This is a genomic window from Candidatus Halobonum tyrrellensis G22 (assembly GCF_000495475.1).
Taxonomy (GTDB): domain Archaea; phylum Halobacteriota; class Halobacteria; order Halobacteriales; family Haloferacaceae; genus Halobonum; species Halobonum tyrrellense.
Genome location: NZ_ASGZ01000056.1, coordinates 1 through 24,268, shown reverse-complemented (window position 1 = coordinate 24,268; position 24,268 = coordinate 1). Strand labels below are relative to the sequence as shown.

Sequence of the window (24,268 nt, the reverse complement as noted above, 5' to 3'; positions counted from 1 at the left end):
CCAGGTCGTGACGTTCGACCATCGCGAGCGCGAACGCCGCGTTGACCGCGGTGATGTCCGGGTCGGCCGCGCCGGAGGCGAGCCACGAGTCGGGGTACGGGCGGGCGCGGCCGCGGTCGGCGACCGCCGCCGCCAACTGCGACTCGAAGAACGTCACCAGCTTCTCGGAGGGACCGACCGAGAGGGTGATGTCGTCGGCGTAGATGTCCTTGCAGTGGTTGGCGATCTGGTGACAGTGCGAGAGCTTCCGGCGCTCGACGGACGTGCCCGCGAGCGCGAGGAACAGCGCCTCCTCGATGGGCTGGACGTGCGAGGGGTGCGACTCCTCGTAGCGGGCCATGTGCGCGAGTTCGTGGAGGGCGAGTTCGCGCGCCATCGCGGAGGTTGCGGCCTTCCGGGAGATGTTGAGGACGTGCCGGTCGTCGTAGTGGCCGGCCCACGTCCGCTCGCCCGGGTCGTCTCTGACCCTGACGTACACCGGGAGGTCGAGGTCGTGTTCGGTCCCGAGAAGGGTTGCGGCCCCGAGAAACGGGTCGGGTGGGCCACCGTCCGGTACGCGAATGTCCATGCGTACACTTGTCACGCGGTCGGCGGATTTGACTCTTGTGCCGGGGGCGCCGGGCCGGCTCGGCGGCCCGGTCGCCGCGTGTCACGCGAACGGGTCGCACGGGCGCTCCGGCCGCTCGCCACGGGGTTTCGGCGGCGGCAAAGCACTACCCTTTTGGCGGGGCGACGAATAGCGCACCGTAATGGGTCGACGAAAGAAAATCGTACAGGAATGTGAGAAGCTGATGGACTCCCCGGAGCAGATCCGGAACATCGCCATCGCGGCTCACGTGGACCACGGCAAGACCACCCTGTCGGACAACCTCCTCGCGGGGGCGGGGATGATCTCCGACGACACCGCGGGCCAACAGCTCGCGATGGACACCGAGGAGGACGAACAGGAACGCGGGATCACCATCGACGCGGCGAACGTCTCGATGACCCACGAGTACGAGGGGGAGAACCACCTCATCAACCTCATCGACACGCCGGGCCACGTCGACTTCGGGGGCGACGTGACCCGCGCGATGCGCGCCGTCGACGGCGCGCTCGTCGTCGTCGACGCCGTCGAGGGCGCGATGCCCCAGACCGAGACGGTGCTCCGGCAGGCGCTCCGCGAGGGCGTCAAGCCGACGCTGTTCATCAACAAGGTCGACCGCCTGATCAACGAGCTTCAGGAGGGGCCCGAGGAGATGCAACAGCGGCTCATGGACGTCATCGGCGACGTCAACGAGCTGATCCGCGGGATGACCGAGGAGATGGAGGACATCGAGAACGACTGGCGCGTCTCCGTCGACGAGGGGACGGTCGCGTTCGGCTCCGCGCTGTACAAGTGGGGTGTCTCGATCCCGTCGATGGAGGAGACGGGCATCTCGTTCGGCGACATCATCGAGATGGAGAACAACGACCAGCGGCAGGAACTGCACGAGCAGACGCCGCTGTCGGACGTCGTACTCGACATGGTCGCCGAGCACTTCCCCAACCCGCTGCAGGCGCAGCCGTTCCGCGTCCCGCGCATCTGGCGGGGCGACGACGAGTCCGACATCGCCGAGGACATGCGGACGGTCAACAAGGAGGGGGACATCGTGTTCATGGCGACCGACATCGGGATGGACCCCCACGCGGGCGAGATCGTCACCGGGCGCGTGTTCTCGGGCACCCTGAAGAAGGGCCAGGAGCTGTTCGTCTCGGGCACCGCCGGGAAGAACCGGATCCAGTCGGTGGGAATCTACATGGGCGGCGAGCGCGAGGAGCTCGACCGAGGGGTCCCCGCGGGCAACATCGCCGCCGTCACCGGCCTGAAGGACGCGATCGCCGGGTCGACGGTTTCGGACGTGGAGATGACGCCGTTCGAGTCGATCGAGCACATCTCCGAGCCGGTGATCACCAAGTCCGTGGAGGCGACCAACATGGACGACCTGCCGAAACTCATCCAGACGCTCCAGCAGGTCGCCAAGGAGGACCCCACGATCCGCGTGGAGATCAACGAGGACACCGGCGAGCACCTGATTTCCGGGCAGGGTGAACTCCACCTCGAAGTGATCACCCAGCGCATCCGGAAGAACCAGGGGATCCCGGTCACCACGGGCGAACCGATCGTCGTCTTCCGCGAACAGCCCCAGGAGGCGTCGCGGGAGGTCGAGGGCGTCTCGCCCAACCGCCACAACAAGTTCTACATCACGGTCGAGCCGATGGCCGAGAGCATCGTCGACGACATCCGCCTCGGCGAGATCTCGATGGACATGCCGGAACTCGAGCGCCGGGAGGCGCTCCAGGAGGCCGGCATGGACAAGGATACCTCCCAGAACGTCGAGCACATCCACGGAACGAACATCCTGATCGACGACACGAAGGGTATCCAGCACCTCAACGAGACGATGGAGCTGGTGATCGAGGGCCTAGAGGACGCGCTCGACGACGGCCCGCTCGCCGCCGAACCCGTCCAGGGTGCGCTGCTCCGTCTCCACGACGCGCGTCTCCACGAGGACACGATCCACCGCGGTCCCGCGCAGGTCATCCCGGCGGTCCGGGACGCGGTCCACCGCTCGCTGATCGACGCGGAGGTCCGCCTGCTCGAACCGATCCAGGACGTGCGCATCGACGTGCCCAACGAGTACATGGGCGACGCCTCCGGCGAGATCCAGGGCCGGCGCGGCCGCGTCGACGACATGTACCAGGAGGGCGACCTGATGGTGATCGAGGGCATCGCGCCCGTCGAGGAGATGATCGGCTTCTCCAGCGACATCCGCTCGGCGACCGAGGGGCGGGCGTCGTGGAACACGGAGAACGCCGGCTTCCGCGTGATGGCCGACAACCTCCAGCGCGAGCAGATCATGGACATCCGCGAGCGCAAGGGGATGAAGCTGGAACTGCCGCCGTCGATCGACTACATCTGAGGTCGACGGAGTCGGTCGACCGCACACGGCTCGCACACACCGCCAGCGGGCGCCGGTCCCCGGCGACCGCACGGCGGAACTCGCCGGTCTCGTTTTCGCTCTCTCTCCTTCGCTCTCGTCGGCTCCGCGAGCCGCGGGACCGCTCGACGGCAAACCTCGCCATCGTAGAAGACTTATCACCCCCGCCTCCCCAGGATCCGAGTATGCCAACTGGCACGACCCTCGGTCGGCGCGACGGCTGTCAACGACGCTCCCAGCCCCGCACGCCGATTACAATCACAGGGTCGTGCGCCCGCGCCGGACCGCGGACGACCCGCCGACCGCCGGCGACCGGGGAGGGCAGGTAGATGCCCTCCGAGCCGGCGGCAGCCCCCGGCGAGCGTCGGCAGTCGGACGACGCCGATACCGATACCGGCACCGACGCCGGCGGTGACGGCGACGGCGTCCGCTCGGACGGCGGGAACGTCCCGCAGGCGCACACGGTCCGGCTGGAACTCGACGACGAGCCGGGCCAACTGCTCGCGGCGCTCCAGCCCATCGCGGAGAACGGGGGCAACCTCCTGTCGGTGTACCACGAGCGCGGCAACGTCACCCCGCGGGGACGGATCCCCGTCGAGGTGGACCTGGAGTGTGCGCCCGACCGGTTCGACGCGGTGCTCGAGGGGCTACGCGAACACGGCGTCACGGTGACGAGCGCGGGCACCGAGGAGTACGGCGGCGAGGTGACCGTCGTGCTGGTCGGCCACCTGATCGAGACCGACCTCTCGGACACGCTCCAGCGGCTGACGGAGTGTGCGAACGCGGCGGTCGCGGACATCGACCTGTCGGCGGCGAGCGGCACCGGCACCGGCGAGCCGTCGAGCGCGCGGGTTCGCCTGCGCACTCGCGAGGGGCGGACCGCCGACGTGCTCGACTCCGTGCGGACGGTGGCCGACGACAAGGGGTTCGACGTGATCGAACCCGTGGAGGGCCGCCGATGAGACTCGCCGTCCTCGGCGCGGGCGCGGTGGGCCGCGCGGTCGCGGACCTCGCGCCGTCGTACGGCCACGCGGTGACCGCGCTCGCGGACTCGTCGTCGGCCGTCGTCGACCCCGGTGGGGTGGACGTCGGAGCGGCGCTCGCGCGGAAGGACGCGGGCGACCCGCTGGGCGAGTCCGACCCGGGCGACGCGCTTGCGGCGGAGTACGACGCGCTCGTGGAGGCGACGCCGACGACGCTCGGCGACGCCGAACCCGGCTTCTCGCACCTCCGGACCGCGCTCGAACGCGACCGACACGTGGTGCTCGCCAACAAGGGACCGGTCGCCGAGCGGTTCGCCGACCTGCGCGCGCTCGAAGCCGACAGCGCGGGCGACGTCTACTTCGAGGCGACCGTCGGCGGCGCCATCCCCGCCTGTGCGACGGTCGCCGACCTCGGCCCCGAACGGGTGTCGGCCGTCCGCGGGGTGTTGAACGGCACCGCCAACTTCGTGCTCTCGCGGATGGCCGCGGAGGGACTCGACTACGACCACGTGCTCGCGGAGGCGCAGGATCTGGGCGTCGCGGAGGCCGACCCCTCGTTCGACGTGGAGGGGACCGACGCCGCGCTCAAGTGCGTCATCCTCGCCAACCTGCTCCGGGAGGCGGACTGCGGGTCTATCGAGGAACTCCGCGAGCGGGCGCTGACGCTGTCGGACGCCGCCGTCGAGGGGATCCGCGACATCCCCGGGAGCGCGCTGGATCTGGCGGCGGAGGACGGCCGGACGGTGCGGCTGGTGGGGGAGGCGACCCGCGACGGCGTCCGCGTCGGCCCGCGGCTGGTGCCGGAGAACGGGACGCTCGCGGTGTCGGGCACCCGGAACATCGTGGAGATAGAGACCGAACACGCCGGCGGGCTGGCGGTCTCGGGCCGCGGCGCCGGCGGCGAGGAGACCGCGAGCGCGGTGCTCGCGGACGTGGGTCGGCTCCCCGACCCCGAGCGGTAGCGGGGGCCGCGGCACGCACCCGCACGCCACCGACGGACTCATCCGCGTCGGTCGCCCACTCCCGGTATCGGCCCCGAACGCGGTAGCCGTCCACGCCGGACGGGCGACCCTGCGAACCCGACACACGAGACGGTGACACAGGGGAAAACGCCGGACGCAGCGGCGATAGCGCCCGAACCGTATCGAAATGGTTTTACGGCGTTCGGCCGAAACATTCCCACAGAGCGCCTCAGCGCGCGATCCAACAATGAGCCAAGACAAACCCCACCAGAACCTGGCCATCATCGGCCACGTCGACCACGGGAAGTCCACGCTCGTGGGTCGCCTCCTGTTCGAGACAGGGAGCGTCCCCGAGCACGTGATCGAGCAGTACCGAGAGGAAGCCGAGGAGAAGGGCAAGGGCGGCTTCGAGTTCGCCTACGTGATGGACAACCTCGCCGAGGAGCGCGAGCGCGGCGTCACCATCGACATCGCCCACCAGGAGTTCGACACCGACCAGTACTACTTCACCATCGTCGACTGCCCGGGCCACCGTGACTTCGTGAAGAACATGATCACGGGCGCCTCGCAGGCCGACAACGCGGTGCTCGTCGTGGCGGCCGACGACGGCGTCGCGCCCCAGACCCGCGAGCACGTGTTCCTCGCACGGACGCTGGGCATCAACGAGCTCATCGTCGCCATCAACAAGATGGACATCGTCGACTACGAGCAGGACACGTACGAGGACGTCGTCGACGAGGTCAAGCAGCTGCTCAAGCAGGTGCGCTTCGGCACCGAGGACGCCAGCTTCATCCCCATCTCGGCGTTCGAGGGCGACAACATCGCCGAGGAGTCGGACAACACGGACTGGTACGACGGTCCGACCCTCCTCCAGTCGCTCAACGACCTGCCGGAGTCGGAGCCGCCGACGGACGCGCCGCTCCGCCTGCCGATCCAGGACGTCTACACCATCTCGGGCATCGGGACCGTCCCGGTCGGCCGCCTCGAGACCGGCGAGATGCGCCCCGGTGACAACGTCTCGTTCCAGCCGTCGGACGTCGGCGGCGAGGTGAAGACGATCGAGATGCACCACGAGGAGGTCGACTACGCGGGCCCCGGCGACAACGTCGGGTTCAACGTCCGCGGCGTCGGCAAGGACGACATCCGCCGCGGCGACGTCTGCGGCCCGGCCGACGACCCGCCGACGGTCGCCGAGACGTTCCAGGCGCAGGTCGTCGTCATGCAGCACCCGTCGGTGATCACCGCGGGGTACACGCCGGTGTTCCACGCGCACACGGCGCAGGTCGCGTGTACGATCGAGTCGCTCGACCAGAAGCTCGACCCGTCGTCGGGCGAGGTCGACGAGGAGAACCCGGACTTCATCAAGTCCGGCGACGCGGCCATCGTGACGGTGCGCCCGCAGAAGCCGCTCAGCATCGAGCCGTCGAGCGAGATCCCGGAACTCGGGAGCTTCGCCATCCGCGACATGGGTCAGACCATCGCGGCCGGCAAGGTGCTCGACGTCCAAGAGCGATAGATGCCGGATCAGCAGGCGCGCGTCCGACTCGCCGGTACGAGCCCCGAGGACTTGGACGACATCTGCGACGACGTCCGCGAGATCGCGGACAAGACCGGCGTCGCGCTGTCGGGTCCGATCCCGCTGCCGACGAAGACGCTGGAAGTGCCCACGCGGAAGTCCCCCGACGGCGAGGGGACCGCCACGTGGGAGCACTGGGAGATGCGCGTCCACAAGCGGCTCATCGACATCGACGCGGACGAACGCGCGCTCCGTCAGCTCATGCGGATCCAGGTCCCCAACGACGTCTCGATCGAGATCGTCTTGGAGGACTGAACTGACGCTGGGGCGCACCGCACCCCGCCGTTCTCCCGTTTTTCACCCCGCCGAGCCGCGGCGCTCGGTACCTTTTCGACCGCGCGGCACCGACGGGCTGGCGTGTCCCGCGCTCGCTCCCCGTCCCGCTCGCTGTCGGCCGCCCTCCGCGCGCCCGCCGAGGCGCTCGCCGCGATGGTCGCCGTCTCGGCCGCGTTCTGGCTCGTGGGGTTCGTCGGGCTCGCGCTCGGCGGGCTGTTCGTCCTCACGCCCGCGGTGCGGCCGTGGACGCTCGTGACCAGCGTCTACGCGCACGCCGGCCCGGCACACCTGCTGGCGAACGCCGTCGTGGTCGGCGTCGTCGGCCCCGCGGTCGCGTACGGGACGACCCGGCTCCGCTTTCACGCCTTCTTCGTCTCGACGGGCGCCGTCGCCGGTCTCGCGCAGGTGTGGCTGGCCGGGCTGGTCGGTCCCGCCGCGGGCGTCCTCGGCGCCAGCGGCGCGGCGTTCGCGCTGGTCGGCTACGTCCTCGCGGCCAACCCCGCCTCGGCCGCGGCGTTCGACCGCCTCCGCCTCCCGCCGCGGGCCGTCGCCGCCGCCGTCGCCGGCGTCGCACTCGTCGTGACCCTGCTGTGGAGCGCGCCCGGCAGCGCGCTGGTCGCCCACTTCACCGGCGCGGCGCTCGGGCTGGTCGCCGGACGCGCCCGGCTGCTGGGTGTGTGAACGACCGTGGACGGCGGGTCGAAACGGAACCCTCAAGTGACAGCCGCGGCTCGTAGTGGATGCGGGCTCGTAGATCAGCGGTAGATCGCTTCCTTCGCAAGGAAGAGGCCCTGGGTTCAAATCCCAGCGAGTCCACTCCCTTCTGATGTAGTCGCTTTCGATATTACATCATATAGTCTACTTACAGTGTGTCAGTGTTCAAGTTTTCACATCCATTCACTGTAATCACGAAATAACCAATCGCTTTCTCACTACATAAGAAATATTACATATTCCAGCAATCATTAGGTGATATTGTAATTTCAGTAATAGTTAGAAGGGTTAATGTGATAGAAAAACAATAGCAGAAATAGCGGCGTGGTAGTATTGAACAGGAGTAACGGACTCTCGGGAAAGAATCCCGCCGCTAAGGAATTGAGGATGTCTAGGGATACCACAGACTTCGTCGCTCCCAGCGTTACAATGGGAGCCGGCACAGTCCTGACCCTAGGGGGTCATCCGCTGGGACCGGGAATAATACTCCTGGCTCTCGGGATGTTTCTCAACCAGGGTTAGAGCCACCGGCGGGCAACCGTCGGCCCTATTCATCCACTATATGAAGGGATTGAGGATGCCTAGGGACCCCTTTACCACCAGCAGGGTACCGTCGGCTTATCTAGGGATACCACGGCTAGTCGACGTTCCCAGATTCTAGATCGCGGCCAATTGATCTAGGTCCGGGGGGTAGATTTGCCAAGCCATGATATCAGTGCCCCGTATAAGGGGGCAAGAAAGTGTTATCGGTGCCTCCAAATTAATCTGCCGGCAAGGAAGATAATAGGTCCAATTTAGACCGGCAAATATTAGTACTTATTTTAGAGGTTCAATTATCATATATTATCAGTCGCTCCTGCGTTTCGACTCCGGGACCTCCATCAGCCCCGACCGGGAACCGAACTCCCCCAGCCGCCACCGGACGAACAGTTCGATCAGGGGGAGCGAGACGACCAGCAGCGCCAGCATCTCCGCGGCGAACGTGTTGGTGTCGGCGGGGTCAATCCGGTCCAGGTAGCCGTGGAACCAGAACAGGTTGGCCCACGGCGAGACGTGGACCGAGTGGATGAACTCGAGGCCGACGGGCGACACCCAGTAGGCGTCCGGGAGCATCCCCCAGAGGCCGCCGAACGCGAGGAGGGTCGGCGAGCGGACCAGCCGCGGCGCCACCGCGGCGAGGAGGAGGGCGGTACAGAGCAGTCCCACGGCGAAGTGGGCGATCGCGAGCGACACGGTCGACTAGGCGCGCTTGATCGCTATATCCCTTCGGGAGGCGCGGGCGACCGGCCCTCCACACGCCGACCCTCCGGTCCGTCGCGACAAAGACATGACTTAACCGTCTCTGCAGCGTAGTCCCCCGTATGAGCAGTGACTCAGGGTCGGGCCGACGGAACCTCCGGATGCCCAACGACGACCAGATGTTCGCCGTGGTGACGGACATGCTCGGCGGCGGCCGCGTCAACCTCCGCTGTGCGGACGGCAAAGAGCGGATGGGGCGCATCCCCGGTCGGATGCGCTATCGGACGTGGATCCGCGAGGGCGACGTCGTCATCGTCGAACCGTGGGAGTGGGAGGACGGCAAGGGCGACATCGAGTGGCGCTACGAGTCGGACGCCGCCGAACAGCTCCGCGCCGAAGGCCACATCGACTGAGCACCGGGAGCGACCCCGGGCGCTCGAACGAGCGCGCTCCCCGCGTAACGCGTCTCCCTCCGTCACTTTCACTTTCACCCCGCTAGGCGCACCTACATGGCGTTCGCGCGCCACGATCCGGGTATGAGCACGGACGCGACCGTAGAGCGGGGGCGGGCCGAGACGCGCGCCGAGGTTGACGTGACCGACGCGACGCTCGCGGAGGTCCGCGCGTTCGCGCGCGACCGGGCGGTGTACCTCGAACGCCGCGGCGGGCGGACCCGCCTCGTCGCCGCGCCGCGGTAGCCCCGCCCGGCCGTTCGACGGCCGGCGGGGCGCCCGGAGGGCGGGGCGGCCGACCCGTCGACTACTCGGGCACCGTCTCGGGCACGTCGTGGGTCGCCTCCTCGGGGTCGTCGACGACCTCCAGCCCGCGGTTGTTCACCGCGTAGGGGTCGACCCCGACCTCGTTCATGAACTGCTTGTAGAGGCGCTCGGCGGTCTCGCCGTCCTTCTGTTTGTCCGAGGCGCGGTCGCAGAGTTTCACGAGGTTCTCGGGCACGTCGTTGGTGTGGACGATCCAGTGGTTGATCAGGTCCGACAGCCGGCGGATCGGGCTGGTGAAGTGGCCGTAGATGTCGAAGTTGAGCGCGTGGTGGCCGCCGAACGGGTCGTTCATGTACTTCGCGCGCGGCATCACCTTCAGCACCGCACGCTGTATCTTGTTGAGCGCGCGCGGCGGCGCCTCCTCTAAGGCCGCGTTGACCGCCTTCCGGGGGTCGTCCCACGACGCGCCGGGGATCGAGACGCCCTCGGTCTCCTGTATCTCCCGGAGCGCGTCGTTCCACTGGTCGGGGGTGGGCTGGGGGTGGACGCGGTACATCGCCTCGACGCCGCGGTTCCACATGAGTTCGTGCGTGACCGCCTTGTTCGCCTTCAGCATGCACTCCTCGATGATGGTGTGCGCGCGGTCCCGACTCGGGTTCAACACCAGCGATCCGTCCTCCTTCCGCTGTTCGTGCATCTGGTCGGCCACCTCGTACGCGAGGGTGTTCTCCGCGTGAAGCGGCGCGTCGGGGTCGTCGAGTCGCTTCTCGCACTGCGAGTAGGTGAGCCGCTCGTCCGACTCGATCACCGACTTGTAGATGTCGAGTTCCTCGAAGCCGAGCGTCTCCTTGTCGAGGCGCATCTCGACGGTGTGAGCGAGTCTGTCCTCGTTGGGGACGAGCGAACACACCGTCTCCGCGAGCGTCGGTGGGAGCATGTGGATCGTGTACCCGGGGAGGTACACCGTGTTCCCCCGCTGGACCGCCTCCTCCCACATCGCCGACTCGGGGTGGACGTAGTGGGAGACGTCCGCGATGTGGACCCAGAGGTGGTACTCCTCGTCGTCCTCCCGGATGGAGATGGCGTCGTCGAAGTCCTGCGCGTCCGCGGGGTCGGTCGTCCACGTCGTCAGGTCACGGAGGTCACGCCGCTCGTCGGCCTCCGACTCGATTTCGGCGACGACGTCCTCCGTGCGCTCGCGCGCCTCGCGTTTCACCTCCGCCGGGAACTTGTCGCGTATCTCGAACTCCTCGAAGAGGTCCTCGCGTTTCTCCTCGAGGAGTTCGGCGAGACCCTCGGTAATCCGGACGGGACCCTGTCCCTCGGCGGTACCCGCGGCCGCCTGGTCCCGGTCCTCTCGCTCCGCGTCCGCGTCACTCATGGTCTCGGCTACGGCGGAGTGGTACGTAGGGGTTTCGGGGGCGCGACGGCCACGCCGACCGGGAGGGGTGCCGGAGACGGGCGAGGCGAGAAATCGAAACGGCGAGCGGGACCGGCGGTCGTGCGGTCAGTCGCCCCGGCGGTCCGGGTCGGGGTCGCTCTCGGGCGTCCCGTATCGCTCGGAGACGGCGTCCTGGTAGGCGCGGACGAACTCCTCGCGCGTCGGTCCGTCGGTCGACTTCTCCAGGTCGCACAACAGCGGTTCGAGGTCGGCGCGCGGCTGGTGGCAGAGGTCGCCGTAACAGCCCTTACAGAGGTACTCGAACTCCTTGTCGTGTCGCTCCCAGCGATTCCCCTCCTTGTCGTACTCGCGGGCGTCGTCGCGGGGGAGCGAGTCGCCGCAGGCGATGCAGACGACCGATTCGCGGTCGGCGTCCCGGCGGGAACCCCACATATTCGGGCGGTCGGTCCCCCGGAACTTAGCGGTTGTGTACGTGCCACCCCACCCCCACTCGCGGCGCCGCCGGGAGCGCCGCGGAGGGCCGGGGAGCGGGCGATTTATCCCCCGGACGCGTCACCCCCGAGTATGGACGTCAAGTCGCGCCACCACCTGCGCAGCGACGCCGTCGACGAGGTCCGCGACCGCCTCGCGGACGGCCTCGGCATCGACCTCGCGGGCGACGCGTTCGAACTGGTCGAACTGACCGGAACCCCGTTCGACCTGGTGCTCGTCGACGGCGACCCCGACGTGCTCTACTACGAGGACGAACCGTTCGTCACGGTCCGGGGCGCGAACGACCACCCGCCCGAGCGGGGCGTCGTCACCGTCGACGCGGGCGCGGTGTCGTTCGTCTCCGACGGCGCCGACGTGATGCGGCCGGGCATCACGGAGGCCGACGGGGGTATCGAGGCGGACGACCTCGTGGTGATAGCCGAGGAGACCCACGGCAAGGTGCTCGCGGTCGGCCGCGCGCTCGTCGACGGCGACGAGATGGTCGGCGACTCGGGGAAGGTGGTCGAGTCGCTCCACCACGTGGGCGACGATTTGTTCGACTTTTCGGTTTAGCGCGCGAGCACCGCCGCGACGGCGACCGGGCTACAGACGACCAGGCCGACCCCGTAGAAGAACAGCGCGAGGTCGGAGGGGAGCGACGCCGCCCGCCCCTCGTCGTGGTCGCGGACGCTCGCGTCCCCCACGCCGGGCGACTCCGCGTTCGACGCGACGGTCCCCATCCGCACCTCCCCGCCGCCGCCCGCGGCCCACAGCAGGGCCGCCAGCCCGAGCGAGAACGTGACGACGGCCGCGGAGGGACCGAACGCGTAGACGACGAGTCCGACGGTCGTCCCGCCCGCGAGCAGGCTGTACCGGAGGAGCCCCCGGCGGACGAGCGGCCAGTTCACGGCCGAACGTGGCGCCGCGTTGACAAAGCCGTTCGGGTGGCGTCGCCCCGCCGCTCCCGGTTTTCGGTCCCCGACTCCCGGCGTTACGGCTCGGAGCCGCCGCGGTCCTCCGGGTCGAGGTCGAGCGTCTCCCGGTCGTCGGCGGCGTCCGCGCCGTCCGCGTCGTCCGCGTCCCCCTCGTCTTCGTCGTCGTACTCCTCGGCGAGTATCTCGGCGCCGCGTCGCGCCTGCTCGTACGTCTCGCGGAGGTCGGCTATCGGCGTCTCGGTCGCGTCCACCCGGAGGTCGTCGTGGTACGCCTCGCGCGCCGCCTCGGTCGTCCGGACTTTCAGCGCGGCCGACTGGACGGGCAGGTGCTCGCGCTTGTCGCCACCCTCGTCGTGTCCGGCTTCGAGCGCGTCGACCAGCCGCTCGGCCAGCGGCGCGTCGCCGAACGCGTCCGACTCGTAGGCGGCCGCCACCGCGTCGACCACCGACTCGCCCGTCAGGAGGTTGCCCGCGACCGTGTAGTTCTCGCCGGTCGTGTGGCCGTACCACTCGTTGCACTCCTCGCCCGAGAACGCGAACGTGTCGTCGGCGTCGACGCCGTGGAGCTGTCGCTGCGCGCGCCCGTCGTCGGCGTTGAGCAGCGCCTCCAGCGCGTCGTCGACCGCCAGCCCGTCGTCGAGGTAGTCGACGCCCCTGCGGCCGAGTTCGACGTTGACGAGCGACTGAGTCGCCACCGCGCCGTTCTCGGAGGCGAACGGACACAGCGTGCCGACGCCGGGCAGGCGTGTCGTGACCGCGACGCCGAAGCGGGTGTGTCGCTCGCCCGCGTCGTCGGTGTACCGCTCGCGGACGCAGATGCTGAACGTCATCGTCGGGGGTGGCGACCCGCCGGTCAAAAGTCCGCGGGTCGCGGAAGCCCGAAGCCGGAAGCCGGCCGCCGGACGGCGCCGTCGACCGCCGGCGCGGACCCGGGACGCCGCGCGCCGTCTGACGCACAAACTTATGCGTGGAGGCTCACAGGTGGTGATATGGGCATCATGAGCACGATCCTCGGCGGCGGCGACAGCCACAGCACCGAGGACTACGTCGAACTCGATCTCGACGACTTCGAGGACGCGCGGGGCGACGCGGGCATGCGGGTCCACATCGCCGAGATAGCCGACTCGGGCGATATCATCGAGATCAAGGACGCGGTGTACGACGGCGACTTCGTGATCGCGGACATCACGCGCCACTCGACGACCGACAGCACGGTCGAACACATCATCGACGAACTCCGGCAGGTCGCCCGCGAGGTGGACGGCGACATCGTCCAGAAGGGCGACGACCAACTCATCATCACCCCCACCGGCGTCACCGTCTCGCGCGAGAAACTGAACGGCTGAGCGCCGCCGGTCTCCATCTCGCGGCGCGTCCGGTCGAACGTCGATACCCCACCGGGACGGTTGCGGACGGGCGCTTCTCCGGCCGACGGCGCGTCTCGCTCGACCGTACGGCTACCCGTCGAACTCCGTCATCTCCGAGCGGGTCGCCCGCTCCTGTTGATCCGCGGAGTCGCGCGCCCGGTGGTACGCCCGCCGGTAGTTGCGGATCTTCCGGACGAGCAGCAGGCCGAACAGCCCCTGGTAGACGACCACGTAGCCGAGGTACGCGAGCAGGCCGCCGAACGTCGGGATGCCGACGAGGCCCAACGCGGTCTGGATCGCGTACGCGCCGATGCCGACGGTCGTGTTGTACGTGGCGTGGATCAGCGTCGCGATCAGCAGCCCCTTGAGCACGATGGGGCCGCGGTCGTCGGGGTTGAACTTCGCCAGCCCGAGGTAGTAGCCCGCGAACGCCGAGTAGATGACGTGCCCCGGACCAGCGAGCGCGCGGGTGAACGCGATGTCGCCGCCCGCGCCGATGAGTCCCAACCCAAGATCGAGCGTGGCCACGTCGACCGCCCGCGAGATGTACAGCGCGTTCTCGATGAACGCGAAGCCCAGCCCCGCCATCGCGCCGTAGACGGCGCCGTCGAGCACGGAGTCGAACGTCTCGTCGCCGAACGCGTACAGCCGGACCGCGAGCAGTTTCACCGTCTCCTCGACGGGACCGACGACGAGGTAGTACGAGAGGACGGTGCCGACGAACCCGAGCGCGGCGAAGTACTGCTGGGTGTACCCGTTGATGACCGCGGCGAAGTTGGCGGTCAACACGCCGAGGAGGAACGTGGCGACGAGGATGTACAGCGGCTCCCCCGAGGCGACGTCCGACCGGTAGACGTACGCCGCGAGCGCGAGCGCGGGGACGGCCGAAAGCAGCGTGAGAACCGCGATACCCGGCTCGCTCAGTATCGATATCCCCCCGATACCGACGAGCAAGAGGAGGCCGAGCGCGATGATCAGGAGCCGGGCCGACCCGGAGATGACGCGGTAGAGCGCGACGACGAGCCCGTCGAGGGAGGTTCGTTCGTCCCACGTCGCCACGTCGTAGAGGTCCATCGACCCGTCCGCGGCCTCCTCGACCGGGTCCGTCCGTTCCTTCTTCGCCATAGGGGCCGCAGGGACGCGCCCGTCTAAGTTCTTGCCGCCGGTCGGGAAACCGCTACCCTTGAGGTGCCGGGCGGCCGAGGGTCGCGTATGCACTTCGACCCGCGCACGCAGAGCGCGCTGCGGGCGGTCGGACTCGACACCGACGAGATCCGGCGCGCGTCCGACCTCGTGGCCGAAGCGACCGACGAGGCGGCCGCGGACCTGGAGGCGTTCTTCGACGGCGGCGGCACCTACTACTCCGACATGGACCGCGCGCACAGCAGCACCGACGTACAGGAACACGACGTCGAGTTCCTCGACACGTACACCCACGCCGCGGACCTCCGCGGCTACCTCCGGTTCGACTCGTGGGGCGTCCCGGTCGAGGGCGGGCGCGTCCTCGGCGACGAGCGCGTCGAGTTGACGCTCGGCCCGACCGTGAACGGTCGCGTGCGGTTCGCCCGCGACGCCGACGCGCTATGAGGTGGCCATGAGCCACCGGGTCCGCGTCCGCGGCATCTACGCGACGGCGCTGACGCGGGTGCTGCTCGACGCCGGCCACGAGGTGGTGGGCGCGTCGCCGCCGATCCGCCGGCGGTTCGACGCCGACCTGCCGGACGCCGACCACGACGCGAGCGTCGACACCACCGACGACGCGCAGGGCGTCGGCGTCGCGGGCCACCCCGATGCGGTCGACGCCGTCGCGGAACTGCTCGGCGACGTGGGTCTCGACACGCTGGCGTGGGCGGACCCCGCGCCGCCGGGTGCGGCCTTCGACGGCCGCGTGAGCGAGACGCTCGGGGGCGGTGCGGTCGTCGACATCGGGGGGACGGAGGGCTACCTCCCCTTCTCGAACGCCGAGGGGTACGTCGAGGCGGGCGACGCGGTCCGCGTGCAGGTGCTCGCCTCCCACCCGCCGTGGGACGGCGACCGGCCCGAACTCGACACGCGGCTCCGCGCGATGGGCGGGCTGGCGACGCTCGTGCCCGGCCGCGAGGGCACCCGCGTCGCGGGCGGCGACGACGCCGCGGCGCGGGAACTCGCGGGGATGACCGACCTCCTCGACGCCGACGTGCCCGACGGCTGGGGGGTCGAGTGGGCGCGCGACGCCCGCGACGCCGACATGGACGCGCTCGCGGCCGCACTGTCGCGTGTCGCCGACCGCGCGCGGGCGCTCGACGCCGTCCGCGACGACCCCGTGGGCGACCCCGGACGGCTGACCGACGCCGAGGCGGGGTCGTGGGTCTGGTTCGGTCACGACTCGCGGGTCGAACTCGACGGGGTGCGCCGGGAGGTGACGACGACGATGCCCGGCCACCACCGGACGAAGGCGGCCGCCCCCGCCGCGAGCGCCGGCGTCGACCTCGCGGAGGCGCTCTGTTCGTTCGGCGGCGCCGACGGGACCGGGGAGTTCCCGTTCGGCGTCGTCACCGACCAGTTCGGCCCGGTCGAGGGTGACACGGTCGCGCTGGGGCACGGCAAGCCGGACGGCCGGCTCATCGTCCTCGGGCGCGGGGAGGTGACCGACCGCGGCGACGACGGCACGGTGACGCTGCGCCGCGAGATGACCGCGGGCGGGAGCTACGACGCGCTCGACGCCCCCCGGGAGGCGGGCGACGTCGCCGTCACGACGGTCCGGGAGGGGCGGTGGTGGTACCCGACCGTCTACCGCGACGAGTCGGGGAGCCGGAAGGGGACGTACGTCAACGTCTGTACGCCGGTCGAGGCGTTCCCCGAGTCGCTCCGGTACGTCGACCTCCACGTCGACGTGGTGCGGCACGCCGACGGCCGGGTCGAACGCGTCGACGACGACGAACTCGACGCGGCGGTGGCGGCGGGCGAACTGTCCGAACCGCTCGCGGAGAAGGCGCGGTCGGTCGCGTCGGCGGTCGAGCGGGCGCTGGCCGACTGAGTCCGCCGTCGAGCGGGGACGGGAGCGACGCCGCCCGGCGGGGCGGCGGCTCGGCGGCGGGAAAACGGGAGAGATAGGCGCAGGCGCGTCGAGAGGCGAGCGTTACTCCGCGCAGCAGGCCTCGTGGCCGTCGTCACAGCCCGAGCCGTTCGACCCCTGGCTCTGGCTCTGACGGGCGGGCGACTCACGCTCTTGGGTCTGGCCGCCGTCGGCCTCGGCCTGCTTGGGACCGTCGAGCTGGTAGAGGTTCTGCCGGGCGTCCGCGAAGTAGACGTCCTCGTCCACGATACCGATGTTCTCCAGTCGTTCGAGCGCGTAGCGAACCGTGCGGGCCGAGAGCATCGACTCCTGAACGATACCCTTCTGGGTCAGCGGGCCGTTGTACTCCAGAACCTTGAACACGAGCTTGGCGCTGGGCGGTAGGTCGTCGAGACTTTCTTCGTCCGTTCCAGCCATCGTTACGATTCGAAACACCACAGGCGCTTAAAGGTTGACGAACGTGAACGCGTACCGACCTGACCCGAGGAGACCCACGGGAGAACCCGCCGCTGGGTCGACGACCCCGCAGGAGTCGGCGGGTCCGGTAAACGAACCCCTTTTGTCGTCGGCTCGCTCACTCACCCGTATGGCTACGGAAACCGCTTCGGGGCTGTCCGACCACGCGCGCGGGGTGACCGTCACCACCGCCGCGTGTCTCGCCGGCATCCTCGCGGCGCTCGTCTCCGCGACGGTGCTGGGGGTCGGCATCGACGCCGCGACCAGCCAGCTCCAGTTCGCGGTCGTGTTGGCGGCGATGTTCGTCCAGTACCCGCTGTTGAAGCTGGTGGGGGTGGCCGTCGAGGAGTTCGGCGTGAAGGACAACCTCTACGTCGGCTTCATGACGTTCTCGCTGTGGTTCATCACGTACGGAATCCTGCTATCGGCGGGTATCTCGGCGTAACGATGGCGGACGACAGCATCGCGGTCGTCGACCTCGACCGGTGTCAGCCCGACCGGTGTAACTACGAGTGTGCGAACTTCTGTCCCCCCAACCGCACCGGGAAGGACTGCATCGTCACGCGCGGCGAACACTACGACGAGGACGAACCGTACGACGGCGGTCCCGACCAGGTGTGGATCTCCGAGGAGATCTGTCTCGGCGAGTCGTGCGGCATCTGCGTCGAGAAGTGCCCGTTCGACGCCATCGAGATCATCAACCTCCCGTCGGAACTGAACCAGGAGCCGGTCCACCGCTACGGCGACAACGCGTTCGCGCTGTACGGCCTGCCGGTCCCGGAGCCGGGGAACGTCACGGGGATCCTCGGCCCCAACGGCATCGGGAAGTCGACGGCCGTGAAGATGCTCTCGGGGGAACTCGTCCCCAACCTCGGCCGGTTCGACGAGGAGGCCGAGTGGGAGGCGGCGCTCGACCGCTTCCGCGGCACCGAGCTACAGGACTACGTCGAACGGGTCATCGACGGCGACGTGAGCGTCGCGCGCAAGCCCCAGTACGTCGACCAGATCCCCAAGCAGTTCGACGGCAACACGCGTCAACTGCTCGAACGCACGGACGAGCGGGGCGAACTCGACTACCTGGTCGAGAGCCTCTCGATCGGCCCGGTGATGGACCAGCCGATCGACTCCATCTCGGGGGGCGAACTCCAGCGGGTCGCGCTCGCGGCGACGCTCGCCCGCGACGTTGACTTCTACTTCCTCGACGAGATCACCCCGTACCTCGACATCGGCCAGCGGATGACCGCCGCCCGCCTCGTGCGCGAACTCGCGGAGGACGGCGACCGCTCGATGATGGTGGTCGAACACGACCTCGCGATCTTGGACCTGCTCGCCGACACGCTCCACGTCACGTACGGCGAACCCGGGGCGTACGGCGTCGTCACCGACCCCAAGTCGGTGCGCAACGGGATCAACGAGTACCTCCGCGGCTACCTCGACAACGAGAACATGCGGATCCGGCCGAACGCGATCACGTTCGAGGAGCACGCCCCCCGCGAGTCGTCGACCGCCCACCCGCTGTTCGACTACCCCGACCTCGAGAAGTCGTACGGCGAGGGGGAGTTCTCGCTGACCGTCGACGGCGGCACCGTCTACGAGTCGGAGGTGCTCGGCATCGTCGGCCCCAACGGCATCGGGAAGTCGACGATGGCGCAGCTGTTCGCGGGCCGGCTCGAACCCGACGCCGGCGAACTCGACACCCGGCTCGACATCGCGTACAAGCCGCAGTACATCGAAATCGACCAGCCGATGCGCGTCGACGCGTTCCTCTCGTCGATCACCGACCAGTTCGGCTCGTCGTACTGGAACACGGAGATCGGTCGGCCGCTCCAGTTGGACCGCGTGATGGAGCAACAGCTCACGGACCTGTCGGGCGGCGAGCGCCAGCGGGTCGCCATCGCGGCGTGTCTCTCGGAGGACGCCGACCTCTACTTGCTCGACGAGCCCTCGGCGCACCTCGACGTCGAACAGCGGGTGCAAGCCACCACCGCGATCCGGCGGTACGCCGAGAACCACGACGCGACGGTGATGGTGATCGACCACGACATCTACATGGTCGACCTGCTCGCCGACCGCCTGATGGTGTTCGACGGCGAACCCGCCGAACGCGGCCACGCCAGCCCCCCACAGGAGATGCGCGCGGGGATGAACGAGTTCCTCGCCGACCTCGACGTCACGTTCCGCCGGGACGAACGCACCGGCCGCCCGCGGATCAACAAGCCCGACTCCCAACTCGACCGCGAGCAGAAGCGCGAGGGGGAGTACTACTACTCCGTCTGAGTTCCGAGCGCCCGGCGGTCAGGCCGGGACGACGCCCGGCCCGGCGAACGCGACTTCGAACCGTGCGCCGCCGTCGGCGGCGTCGACCGTCTCGACCGACCAGCCGTGTGCCTCGACCACTCGCCGGACGGTGAACAGCCCGAAGCCGGTTCCCGTATCGTCCGTCGAGTAGCCGTACTCGAACACGTCCTCGGCGTCGCCGAACCCGTCGCCGTCGTCCTCGACGTAGAAGCCCGCGCGGTCGGCGAGCGACCCCACCTCGACGGCGACCGCGGGACCGCCGTGGTCGACGGCGTTCCGGAACAGGTTCTCGAACGCGCTCCGGAGGCGGTCGGGGTCGCCCTCGACCGGCGCGGGCGCGTCGACGACCGACAGCGCGGCGTCCGCCGTCTCGACCGACGACCACGCCCGGCGGGCGACCGTCCCGACGTCGAGCGGTTCGGTCTCGCCGATGTCGTCGCCGCGCCGGGCGAGCGTCAACATCCCGTCGATGAGGTCGTTCATCCGCTCGCTCGCGTCGAGCGCGCGGTCGAGATACGAGTCGTCGCCGGTCTCGCGGGCCAAATCGAGCGCCGCTAAGACGACGCTCAGCGGGTTCCGGAGGTCGTGGGTGACGACGCCCGCGAACGTCTCCAACCGCTCGTTCTGACGGGCGAGCAGCCGCTCGCGGCGGACGCGTGCGAGCGCGTGCCCGAACAGTTCGGCCACCTCGCCGAGCACCGTCACCACGTCGTCGGGCCACCGCCGACCGACCCGCTCGGTGTCGAACGTGACGACGCCGCGGAGCTGCCAGTCGACCACGAGCGGCACCGCGAGGAACGACCCGACCCCCTCCGCGCGCAACAGCGCCCGCACGGGCGTCGCCGCCGCCGGGAGGTCGCCCGGGTGCGACACCGCAACCGGGTCGAACCCGTCGAGACAGTCGGTCAGCCAGTCGTAGCGCTCGACCGGGCCGATCCGCGCGGTCGTCCAGTCGTCCGCGTCGGACGCCGTCCACGCGTGGGTCCGCTCGAACCCGTCGCCGGCCGACTGGTAGACGGCGACGCGGTCGACGTCGAGCTGCTCGCCGACGCTCCGCAGCCCCCAGCGGAGTTTGGTGTCGAACTCGTCGGGTTCGGCCGCCATCAGCGTCGTCGACGCGTCGAGCGCCACCGCCCGGAGATCCGCCGTCGCGGCCGGTCTCTCGCGGGGAGCGTCGGCCGACACCGACCCGCACACTGCCGGTCCGAGCGCCGGACCGGCGTCGTCGAACGCGGTCATGCTCCCGACGAGGGGTACCGCGGGCGTTACTCTTCCGGCGAAAAAATCAGAACCGATATTCGGGTGGTCGTCCGCGGCTCAGTCGCTCCGGTACTCCTTGCGGAAGCCGCGGAACTCCGTCCGGTGGGCCTCCTCGTCGGTGAGCAGCGTGACCGCGAGGTCCTCGGTGACGGGGTCGTTGTCCGCCTCCGCCTCCTCGATCAGCTCCTTGTACGTCGAGATGGCGTCCTCCTCGGCCTCGATGACCCCGTCGATGACCGACATCACGTCGGTGGAGTCCTCGGGCGGCTGGAGCGACTCCTGGCCGGCCTGGAACTCCGCGGAGCCCGGCGGTCGCGAGTCGAGCTGTTTGAGCCGCTGGGCGATCTGTTCGGAGTGGCCGAGTTCCTCTTGGACGTCCGTCTTGAGGCTCTCTTTGATCTCCTCGGCGCTCACGCCGTCGAGGACGATGGCGTTCGCCTGGTAGTTCATGACCGTCTCCAGTTCGTCGAAGTACGCCTTCTGTAGGAGTTCGATGACGCGGTCGCTTGCCATAAGCGTCCGAAACTGGGGTCGCCGGCGTCAAATAGTTGTTCGCCGTCCGACGAGTGCGTACGAAAGCGGTAAGAACGGGAGCGCGAGTCGGGGAGCCGGGGCGGGCGGTTCAGCGGACGTTCCGCGAACAGGTGCCACAGAGGTTCTCCTCTTTGACGTCCACCTCGCGGACGGTCGGGGAGAAACTCATCACGCACTTGTTGTTGTCGCAGTGTTCCAGCCCGATGGTGTGGCCGATCTCGTGGACGATCTCCTTGCGAACCCGGTCGGAGAACACCTCGTTCGCGGGCCGCGTTGAGATACCGCCGTCGGAGGAGGTCTGGAGGCGGTACGTGGAGATGACGGAGCCGTTGCCGTTGAGGTACGCGAGACCGAAGACGTAGTTCCGCCGCCGGTAGTAGAGGTCCTGCGGGGTGATGCCGATGTTCTTCTCCCCCTCACCCACCCGCGAGACGAGTTCGATGAACTGCTCCGCCCGGTATTGGTTTCGACTGCGGTCGTACGCGCCCTCGGGAATGCGCTGGTGGTCGTGTACACTGACGTCGCAGTCGTACACGGAGCGCAGTGCCGTCGACGCCTCGCGCTTGACCTGCGCGGAGACCTCCCCGATGGGCACGATGTCGACGAGCATGCGCGTTCTTATGTGTGGTCCCACAATAAGCTTCCCCCCCGTGTCCCCGTCACGCCGTCACGCGGTCGTGGAGTTTCTCGCCCGCTACCCGTCGGTCTGTGAGGTGGGGGTCGGCCGTCGGCCAGAGGTGGCGCGCGCGCTCGCCGAACGGGGGGTGGCGGTGACCGCGACCGACGTCCACGAGCGGTCCGTCCCGGAGGGGGTGCGGTTCGTCCGCGACGACGCCGTCGCCGCGAGCGAACGCGCCGACCCGGGCGACGCCTACCGCGCCGCCGCGGTGTACGCGCTCGACTGCCCGCCCGACCTGCACGCGCCGCTGTTGGGGCTCGCCCGCCGCGTCGACGCCGACCTCCTGTTCACGACGCTCGGCGGCGACCCGCCCGCGGTCGACGCCCGCCCCCTGACGCTCGACGGCGAGACGCTGTACGTCGCCCGCGAGCGTCGGTCGAGCGGCGAGTGAGCCCGCTACGTCGTGTCGCCGAAGAGCCGCCAACTCGTCCCCTGCCGCCACGCCGCGAGAGCGACGAGACGGACCACCCCGACCGGTGCGGTGGCCAAGACGGCGCTCACCGGGTCCGTCTCGCGGAGGAAGCCGTTCGCGACGGCGAGTTCGAGCGTCAGTCCGCCGAACGCAAGCGCGAACGCGGCGGCCCAGTAGTGGGGTTCCCGCTCGGTGGCGTACCGGACCGCGACGGCGGCGACGCCGACGAGGCTCGTCAGGGCGTTGGCACCGACGAAGAGGGGAGCGAGGTCGACCATCGTGTCACGTCGATAACTAGTATGTGCGGCCATAAGTCTCCCGGGGCGACGGAGGCCGAGGCCGCCGCGGCGAGTCGCAACGCCCATACCCGCTCCCCCGTACCCGGAGGTATGCGAGTCGACGCGGTCGTCCTCGACGTGGACGGCGTGCTCGTGGACGTGGCCGACTCCTACCGGCGGGCGGTCGTGGAGTCGGTCGAGCGCCTGTACGGTCGGACGGTCGACCGCGACGACCTCCAGCCGTTCAAGGACGCCGGCGGGTTCAACAACGACTGGGAACTCACCGACGCCGTCGCGCTGTACGTGCTGGCGGGCGAGCGGGGGTACGACGCCCCGGTCGCGGCGTTCACCGACGCGGTCGGCGACCGCGGCGGCGGGGTGGCGGGCGCGCGGGCGGTGCTGGCCGACGCGCTCTCCCCCGCCGACGCCGAGGCGGTCGAAGCCGAGTGGGAGCCCGAGCGCCTCCGGGAGACGTTCCAGGCGCTCTACCTCGGCGCCGACCTGTATCGGGAGTTGGAGAGCGGCGACCCGCCGTTCGAGACCCGAGGGTACATCCACGACGAGCCGGTGTTGCTCGACCCCGAGACGGTCGAGGCGCTGACGGAGCGCTACCCGGTGGGCGTGTTGACGGGCCGGCCCGCCGCGGAGGCCGACATCGCGCTCGACCGCGCGGGGCTGGAGGTGGCCGCCGACGGCCGGTTCACGATGGACGACTGGGCGGAGGGGAAGCCCCACCCGCGGGCGCTCGTGACGCTCGCCGAGCGGTTCGACGCCCGCCGGGTCGCGTTCGTCGGCGACACGCTCGACGACGTTCGGACGGCCGTCAACGCCGACGCCGCCGACGGCGAGCGGGCGTACTACGGCGTGGGCGTGCTGACGGGCGGGCTACGAGGCGACGAGGGCCGCGCGAAGTACGCCGACGCGGGCGCGAGCGCGGTGGTCGACAGCGTGAACGACCTGCCGGACCTGCTGGAGTGAGCGGATGGACGCGCGGCGACTCGCGGCGTTTCTGACGTACGTCGCGCTCCTCGACCTGTTCGCGCTCGCGCTCGCCGCGCGGTTCGCCCCGCCCGACCCGGTCGTACAGGCGCTGACGGTCGGGCCGATGCTCGTCGTCGCGCCGGTGATGGCCTACTGGTTCGTCTACGTCCGCGACCGCGAGCGGGCCGAGGGGTCGGAGACCGACGAGTGACTCCGGCGAGCGCCGGCCGAACCGGTCGGTCCGGGGGCCGCGGCGGGGAGCGGCCGGACGGGGAGCGCTAGGAGCGGCCGGACGGGGAGCGCCGGGCGCGTCGGCAGTAAACTTACGCCAACTGGGTCCAGAGTGGGCGGTATGTCCTCCCCCTCCACCCCCCGCTCGCGCTCCCGGTTCCCCGTCGAGTCGCGCCGCGAGGCCGCGGGCGCCGGGACCGCCGTCGGACTGGTGGTCGCGGCCGTCGTCGGCGCCGCGTTCGCGCCGTCCGGCGACGCCGTCGGGGCGGTCGTCGCCGTCGGCTGCTTCCTCGTCGTCGCCCCGCCCGTGTACGTGCTCGCGCTGGCCCCGCGGGGCGAGCGGACCCACCGCCTGCTCGCGTACGTCGTCGCGTGGGCCGCGAGCGCGGTGGTGGGCGTGGTCGGGCTCTACGGCTGGCTCGTCTCGACCCCCGGGTCGGCGGGCGTCGACGCCGGACTCGTCTCGGCGGTCGTCGGTCC

Annotated in this window: 30 protein-coding genes and 1 tRNA gene; 19 read left to right on the top strand and 12 right to left on the bottom strand. The window is 69.7% G+C overall.

Annotated elements, in window-relative coordinates:
- On the bottom strand, positions 1–568 hold a 568-nt coding region (locus K933_RS13315), incomplete at its 3' end, for a DUF5781 family protein (protein ID WP_023395263.1).
- Between the two features lie 181 nt (positions 569–749).
- Here K933_RS13315 and K933_RS13310 point away from each other — a divergent pair.
- The 7 genes from K933_RS13310 (at position 750) to K933_RS13280 (ending at position 7,573) form a co-directional block, all read left to right on the top strand.
- Positions 750–2,942, top strand: a complete 2,193-nt coding sequence (locus tag K933_RS13310; protein ID WP_023395262.1) for an elongation factor EF-2 — start codon at positions 750–752, stop codon at positions 2,940–2,942.
- A gap of 347 nt (positions 2,943–3,289) precedes the next feature.
- Complete coding sequence (locus K933_RS13305) at positions 3,290–3,922, top strand: allosteric regulator of homoserine dehydrogenase (protein ID WP_023395261.1); 633 nt, start codon at positions 3,290–3,292, stop codon at positions 3,920–3,922.
- Positions 3,919–4,905, top strand: coding sequence for a homoserine dehydrogenase (locus tag K933_RS13300; protein ID WP_023395260.1), 987 nt, complete (start codon positions 3,919–3,921; stop codon positions 4,903–4,905). Before K933_RS13305 ends, K933_RS13300 begins: the two co-directional genes overlap by 4 nt.
- A 247-nt stretch (positions 4,906–5,152) precedes the next feature.
- The gene (tuf, locus tag K933_RS13295; protein ID WP_023395259.1) at positions 5,153–6,421 is read left to right on the top strand and encodes a translation elongation factor EF-1 subunit alpha; all 1,269 of its coding nucleotides are present in this window, start codon (positions 5,153–5,155) and stop codon (positions 6,419–6,421) included.
- Positions 6,422–6,736, top strand: coding sequence for a 30S ribosomal protein S10 (gene rpsJ, locus K933_RS13290; protein WP_023395258.1), 315 nt, complete (start codon positions 6,422–6,424; stop codon positions 6,734–6,736).
- 174 nt (positions 6,737–6,910) lie between these two features.
- Complete coding sequence (locus K933_RS13285) at positions 6,911–7,438, top strand: rhomboid family intramembrane serine protease (protein WP_049947869.1); 528 nt, start codon at positions 6,911–6,913, stop codon at positions 7,436–7,438.
- Positions 7,439–7,501: 63 nt separating this feature from the next.
- Positions 7,502–7,573, top strand: a tRNA-Ala gene (locus tag K933_RS13280).
- Positions 7,574–8,317: 744 nt separating this feature from the next.
- Here K933_RS13280 and K933_RS13275 read toward each other — a convergent pair.
- Positions 8,318–8,704, bottom strand: coding sequence for a hypothetical protein (locus K933_RS13275; protein ID WP_023395256.1), 387 nt, complete (start codon positions 8,702–8,704; stop codon positions 8,318–8,320).
- 128 nt (positions 8,705–8,832) lie between these two features.
- Here K933_RS13275 and eif1A point away from each other — a divergent pair, with 128 nt between their 5' ends.
- Complete coding sequence (gene eif1A / locus K933_RS13270) at positions 8,833–9,123, top strand: translation initiation factor eIF-1A (protein WP_023395255.1); 291 nt, start codon at positions 8,833–8,835, stop codon at positions 9,121–9,123.
- A gap of 123 nt (positions 9,124–9,246) precedes the next feature.
- A complete protein-coding gene (locus K933_RS18445; protein WP_161631426.1) occupies positions 9,247–9,408 on the top strand; it encodes a hypothetical protein in 162 nt (53 codons plus the stop codon).
- A gap of 61 nt (positions 9,409–9,469) precedes the next feature.
- Here K933_RS18445 and K933_RS13260 read toward each other — a convergent pair whose 3' ends face one another.
- Entirely contained in the window at positions 9,470–10,810 is a 1,341-nt protein-coding gene (locus tag K933_RS13260; RefSeq protein WP_023395253.1) for a ribonuclease catalytic domain-containing protein, read from the bottom strand.
- Between the two features lie 126 nt (positions 10,811–10,936).
- Positions 10,937–11,263, bottom strand: coding sequence for a DUF7562 family protein (locus tag K933_RS13255; RefSeq protein ID WP_023395252.1), 327 nt, complete (start codon positions 11,261–11,263; stop codon positions 10,937–10,939).
- A 132-nt stretch (positions 11,264–11,395) separates the two neighbouring features.
- On the opposite strand from K933_RS13255, the gene K933_RS13250 reads away from it, so the two are divergent.
- Complete coding sequence (locus K933_RS13250) at positions 11,396–11,875, top strand: RNA-binding protein (protein ID WP_023395251.1); 480 nt, start codon at positions 11,396–11,398, stop codon at positions 11,873–11,875.
- On the opposite strand, the gene K933_RS13245 is transcribed toward K933_RS13250, so the two are convergent.
- Positions 11,872–12,210 carry a hypothetical protein gene (locus K933_RS13245; protein WP_023395250.1) on the bottom strand — a complete coding sequence of 113 codons (339 nt, stop codon included), beginning with the start codon at positions 12,208–12,210 and terminating at the stop codon, positions 11,872–11,874. The two genes, K933_RS13250 and K933_RS13245, sit on opposite strands and share 4 nt — an antisense overlap.
- An 83-nt stretch (positions 12,211–12,293) precedes the next feature.
- On the bottom strand, positions 12,294–13,067 hold the full coding sequence (locus K933_RS13240) for a DUF1028 domain-containing protein (RefSeq protein ID WP_023395249.1): 774 nt from the start codon (positions 13,065–13,067) through the stop codon (positions 12,294–12,296).
- Positions 13,068–13,226: 159 nt separating this feature from the next.
- Here K933_RS13240 and K933_RS13235 point away from each other — a divergent pair, with 159 nt between their 5' ends.
- On the top strand, positions 13,227–13,583 hold the full coding sequence (locus K933_RS13235; protein WP_023395248.1) for a cell division protein SepF: 357 nt from the start codon (positions 13,227–13,229) through the stop codon (positions 13,581–13,583).
- A 111-nt stretch (positions 13,584–13,694) separates the two neighbouring features.
- On the opposite strand, the gene K933_RS13230 is transcribed toward K933_RS13235, so the two are convergent.
- A complete protein-coding gene (locus tag K933_RS13230) occupies positions 13,695–14,729 on the bottom strand; it encodes a PrsW family intramembrane metalloprotease (protein ID WP_023395247.1) in 1,035 nt (344 codons plus the stop codon).
- Between the two features lie 87 nt (positions 14,730–14,816).
- Here K933_RS13230 and K933_RS13225 point away from each other — a divergent pair, with 87 nt between their 5' ends.
- Together K933_RS13225 and K933_RS13220 are read left to right on the top strand one after the other, a co-directional pair.
- On the top strand, positions 14,817–15,191 hold the full coding sequence (locus K933_RS13225) for a DUF7532 family protein (RefSeq protein WP_023395246.1): 375 nt from the start codon (positions 14,817–14,819) through the stop codon (positions 15,189–15,191).
- Between the two features lie 7 nt (positions 15,192–15,198).
- Positions 15,199–16,620, top strand: a complete 1,422-nt coding sequence (locus K933_RS13220; RefSeq protein WP_023395245.1) for a DUF402 domain-containing protein — start codon at positions 15,199–15,201, stop codon at positions 16,618–16,620.
- Between the two features lie 102 nt (positions 16,621–16,722).
- Here the strand turns inward: K933_RS13220 and K933_RS19060 are convergent, their stop codons facing one another.
- Positions 16,723–17,076, bottom strand: a complete 354-nt coding sequence (locus tag K933_RS19060) for an ArsR family transcriptional regulator (RefSeq protein WP_080509286.1) — start codon at positions 17,074–17,076, stop codon at positions 16,723–16,725.
- A 169-nt stretch (positions 17,077–17,245) separates the two neighbouring features.
- Here K933_RS19060 and K933_RS13210 point away from each other — a divergent pair, with 169 nt between their 5' ends.
- Together K933_RS13210 and K933_RS13205 are read left to right on the top strand one after the other, a co-directional pair.
- Positions 17,246–17,560: an EMC6-like membrane protein gene (locus K933_RS13210; RefSeq protein ID WP_023395243.1), complete on the top strand. Its 315-nt coding sequence runs from the start codon at positions 17,246–17,248 to the stop codon at positions 17,558–17,560.
- A gap of 2 nt (positions 17,561–17,562) precedes the next feature.
- A complete protein-coding gene (locus K933_RS13205; RefSeq protein ID WP_023395242.1) occupies positions 17,563–19,392 on the top strand; it encodes a ribosome biogenesis/translation initiation ATPase RLI in 1,830 nt (609 codons plus the stop codon).
- A gap of 18 nt (positions 19,393–19,410) precedes the next feature.
- Here K933_RS13205 and K933_RS13200 read toward each other — a convergent pair whose 3' ends face one another.
- From K933_RS13200 to K933_RS13190, 3 genes are all read right to left on the bottom strand, one after another.
- Positions 19,411–20,652: a GAF domain-containing sensor histidine kinase gene (locus K933_RS13200; RefSeq protein ID WP_023395241.1), complete on the bottom strand. Its 1,242-nt coding sequence runs from the start codon at positions 20,650–20,652 to the stop codon at positions 19,411–19,413.
- Positions 20,653–20,730: 78 nt separating this feature from the next.
- Positions 20,731–21,186, bottom strand: a complete 456-nt coding sequence (locus K933_RS13195; protein WP_023395240.1) for a ferritin-like domain-containing protein — start codon at positions 21,184–21,186, stop codon at positions 20,731–20,733.
- A 109-nt stretch (positions 21,187–21,295) separates the two neighbouring features.
- Positions 21,296–21,817 carry an archaemetzincin family Zn-dependent metalloprotease gene (locus tag K933_RS13190; protein WP_023395239.1) on the bottom strand — a complete coding sequence of 174 codons (522 nt, stop codon included), beginning with the start codon at positions 21,815–21,817 and terminating at the stop codon, positions 21,296–21,298.
- 40 nt (positions 21,818–21,857) lie between these two features.
- On the opposite strand from K933_RS13190, the gene K933_RS13185 reads away from it, so the two are divergent.
- The gene (locus K933_RS13185; protein ID WP_235063448.1) at positions 21,858–22,277 is read left to right on the top strand and encodes a UPF0146 family protein; all 420 of its coding nucleotides are present in this window, start codon (positions 21,858–21,860) and stop codon (positions 22,275–22,277) included.
- A 5-nt stretch (positions 22,278–22,282) separates the two neighbouring features.
- Here K933_RS13185 and K933_RS13180 read toward each other — a convergent pair whose 3' ends face one another.
- Positions 22,283–22,576, bottom strand: a complete 294-nt coding sequence (locus tag K933_RS13180; protein WP_023395237.1) for a hypothetical protein — start codon at positions 22,574–22,576, stop codon at positions 22,283–22,285.
- 111 nt (positions 22,577–22,687) lie between these two features.
- Between K933_RS13180 and K933_RS13175 the strand changes: the two genes are divergently transcribed.
- The 3 genes from K933_RS13175 to K933_RS13165 all read left to right on the top strand — a co-directional run.
- Entirely contained in the window at positions 22,688–23,554 is an 867-nt protein-coding gene (locus tag K933_RS13175) for a TIGR01548 family HAD-type hydrolase (RefSeq protein WP_023395236.1), read from the top strand.
- A 4-nt stretch (positions 23,555–23,558) separates the two neighbouring features.
- A complete protein-coding gene (locus K933_RS13170) occupies positions 23,559–23,768 on the top strand; it encodes a DUF7534 family protein (protein WP_023395235.1) in 210 nt (69 codons plus the stop codon).
- Between the two features lie 141 nt (positions 23,769–23,909).
- Positions 23,910–24,268: hypothetical protein (locus K933_RS13165; protein WP_023395234.1), on the top strand; the 359-nt coding region annotated here is incomplete at its 3' end.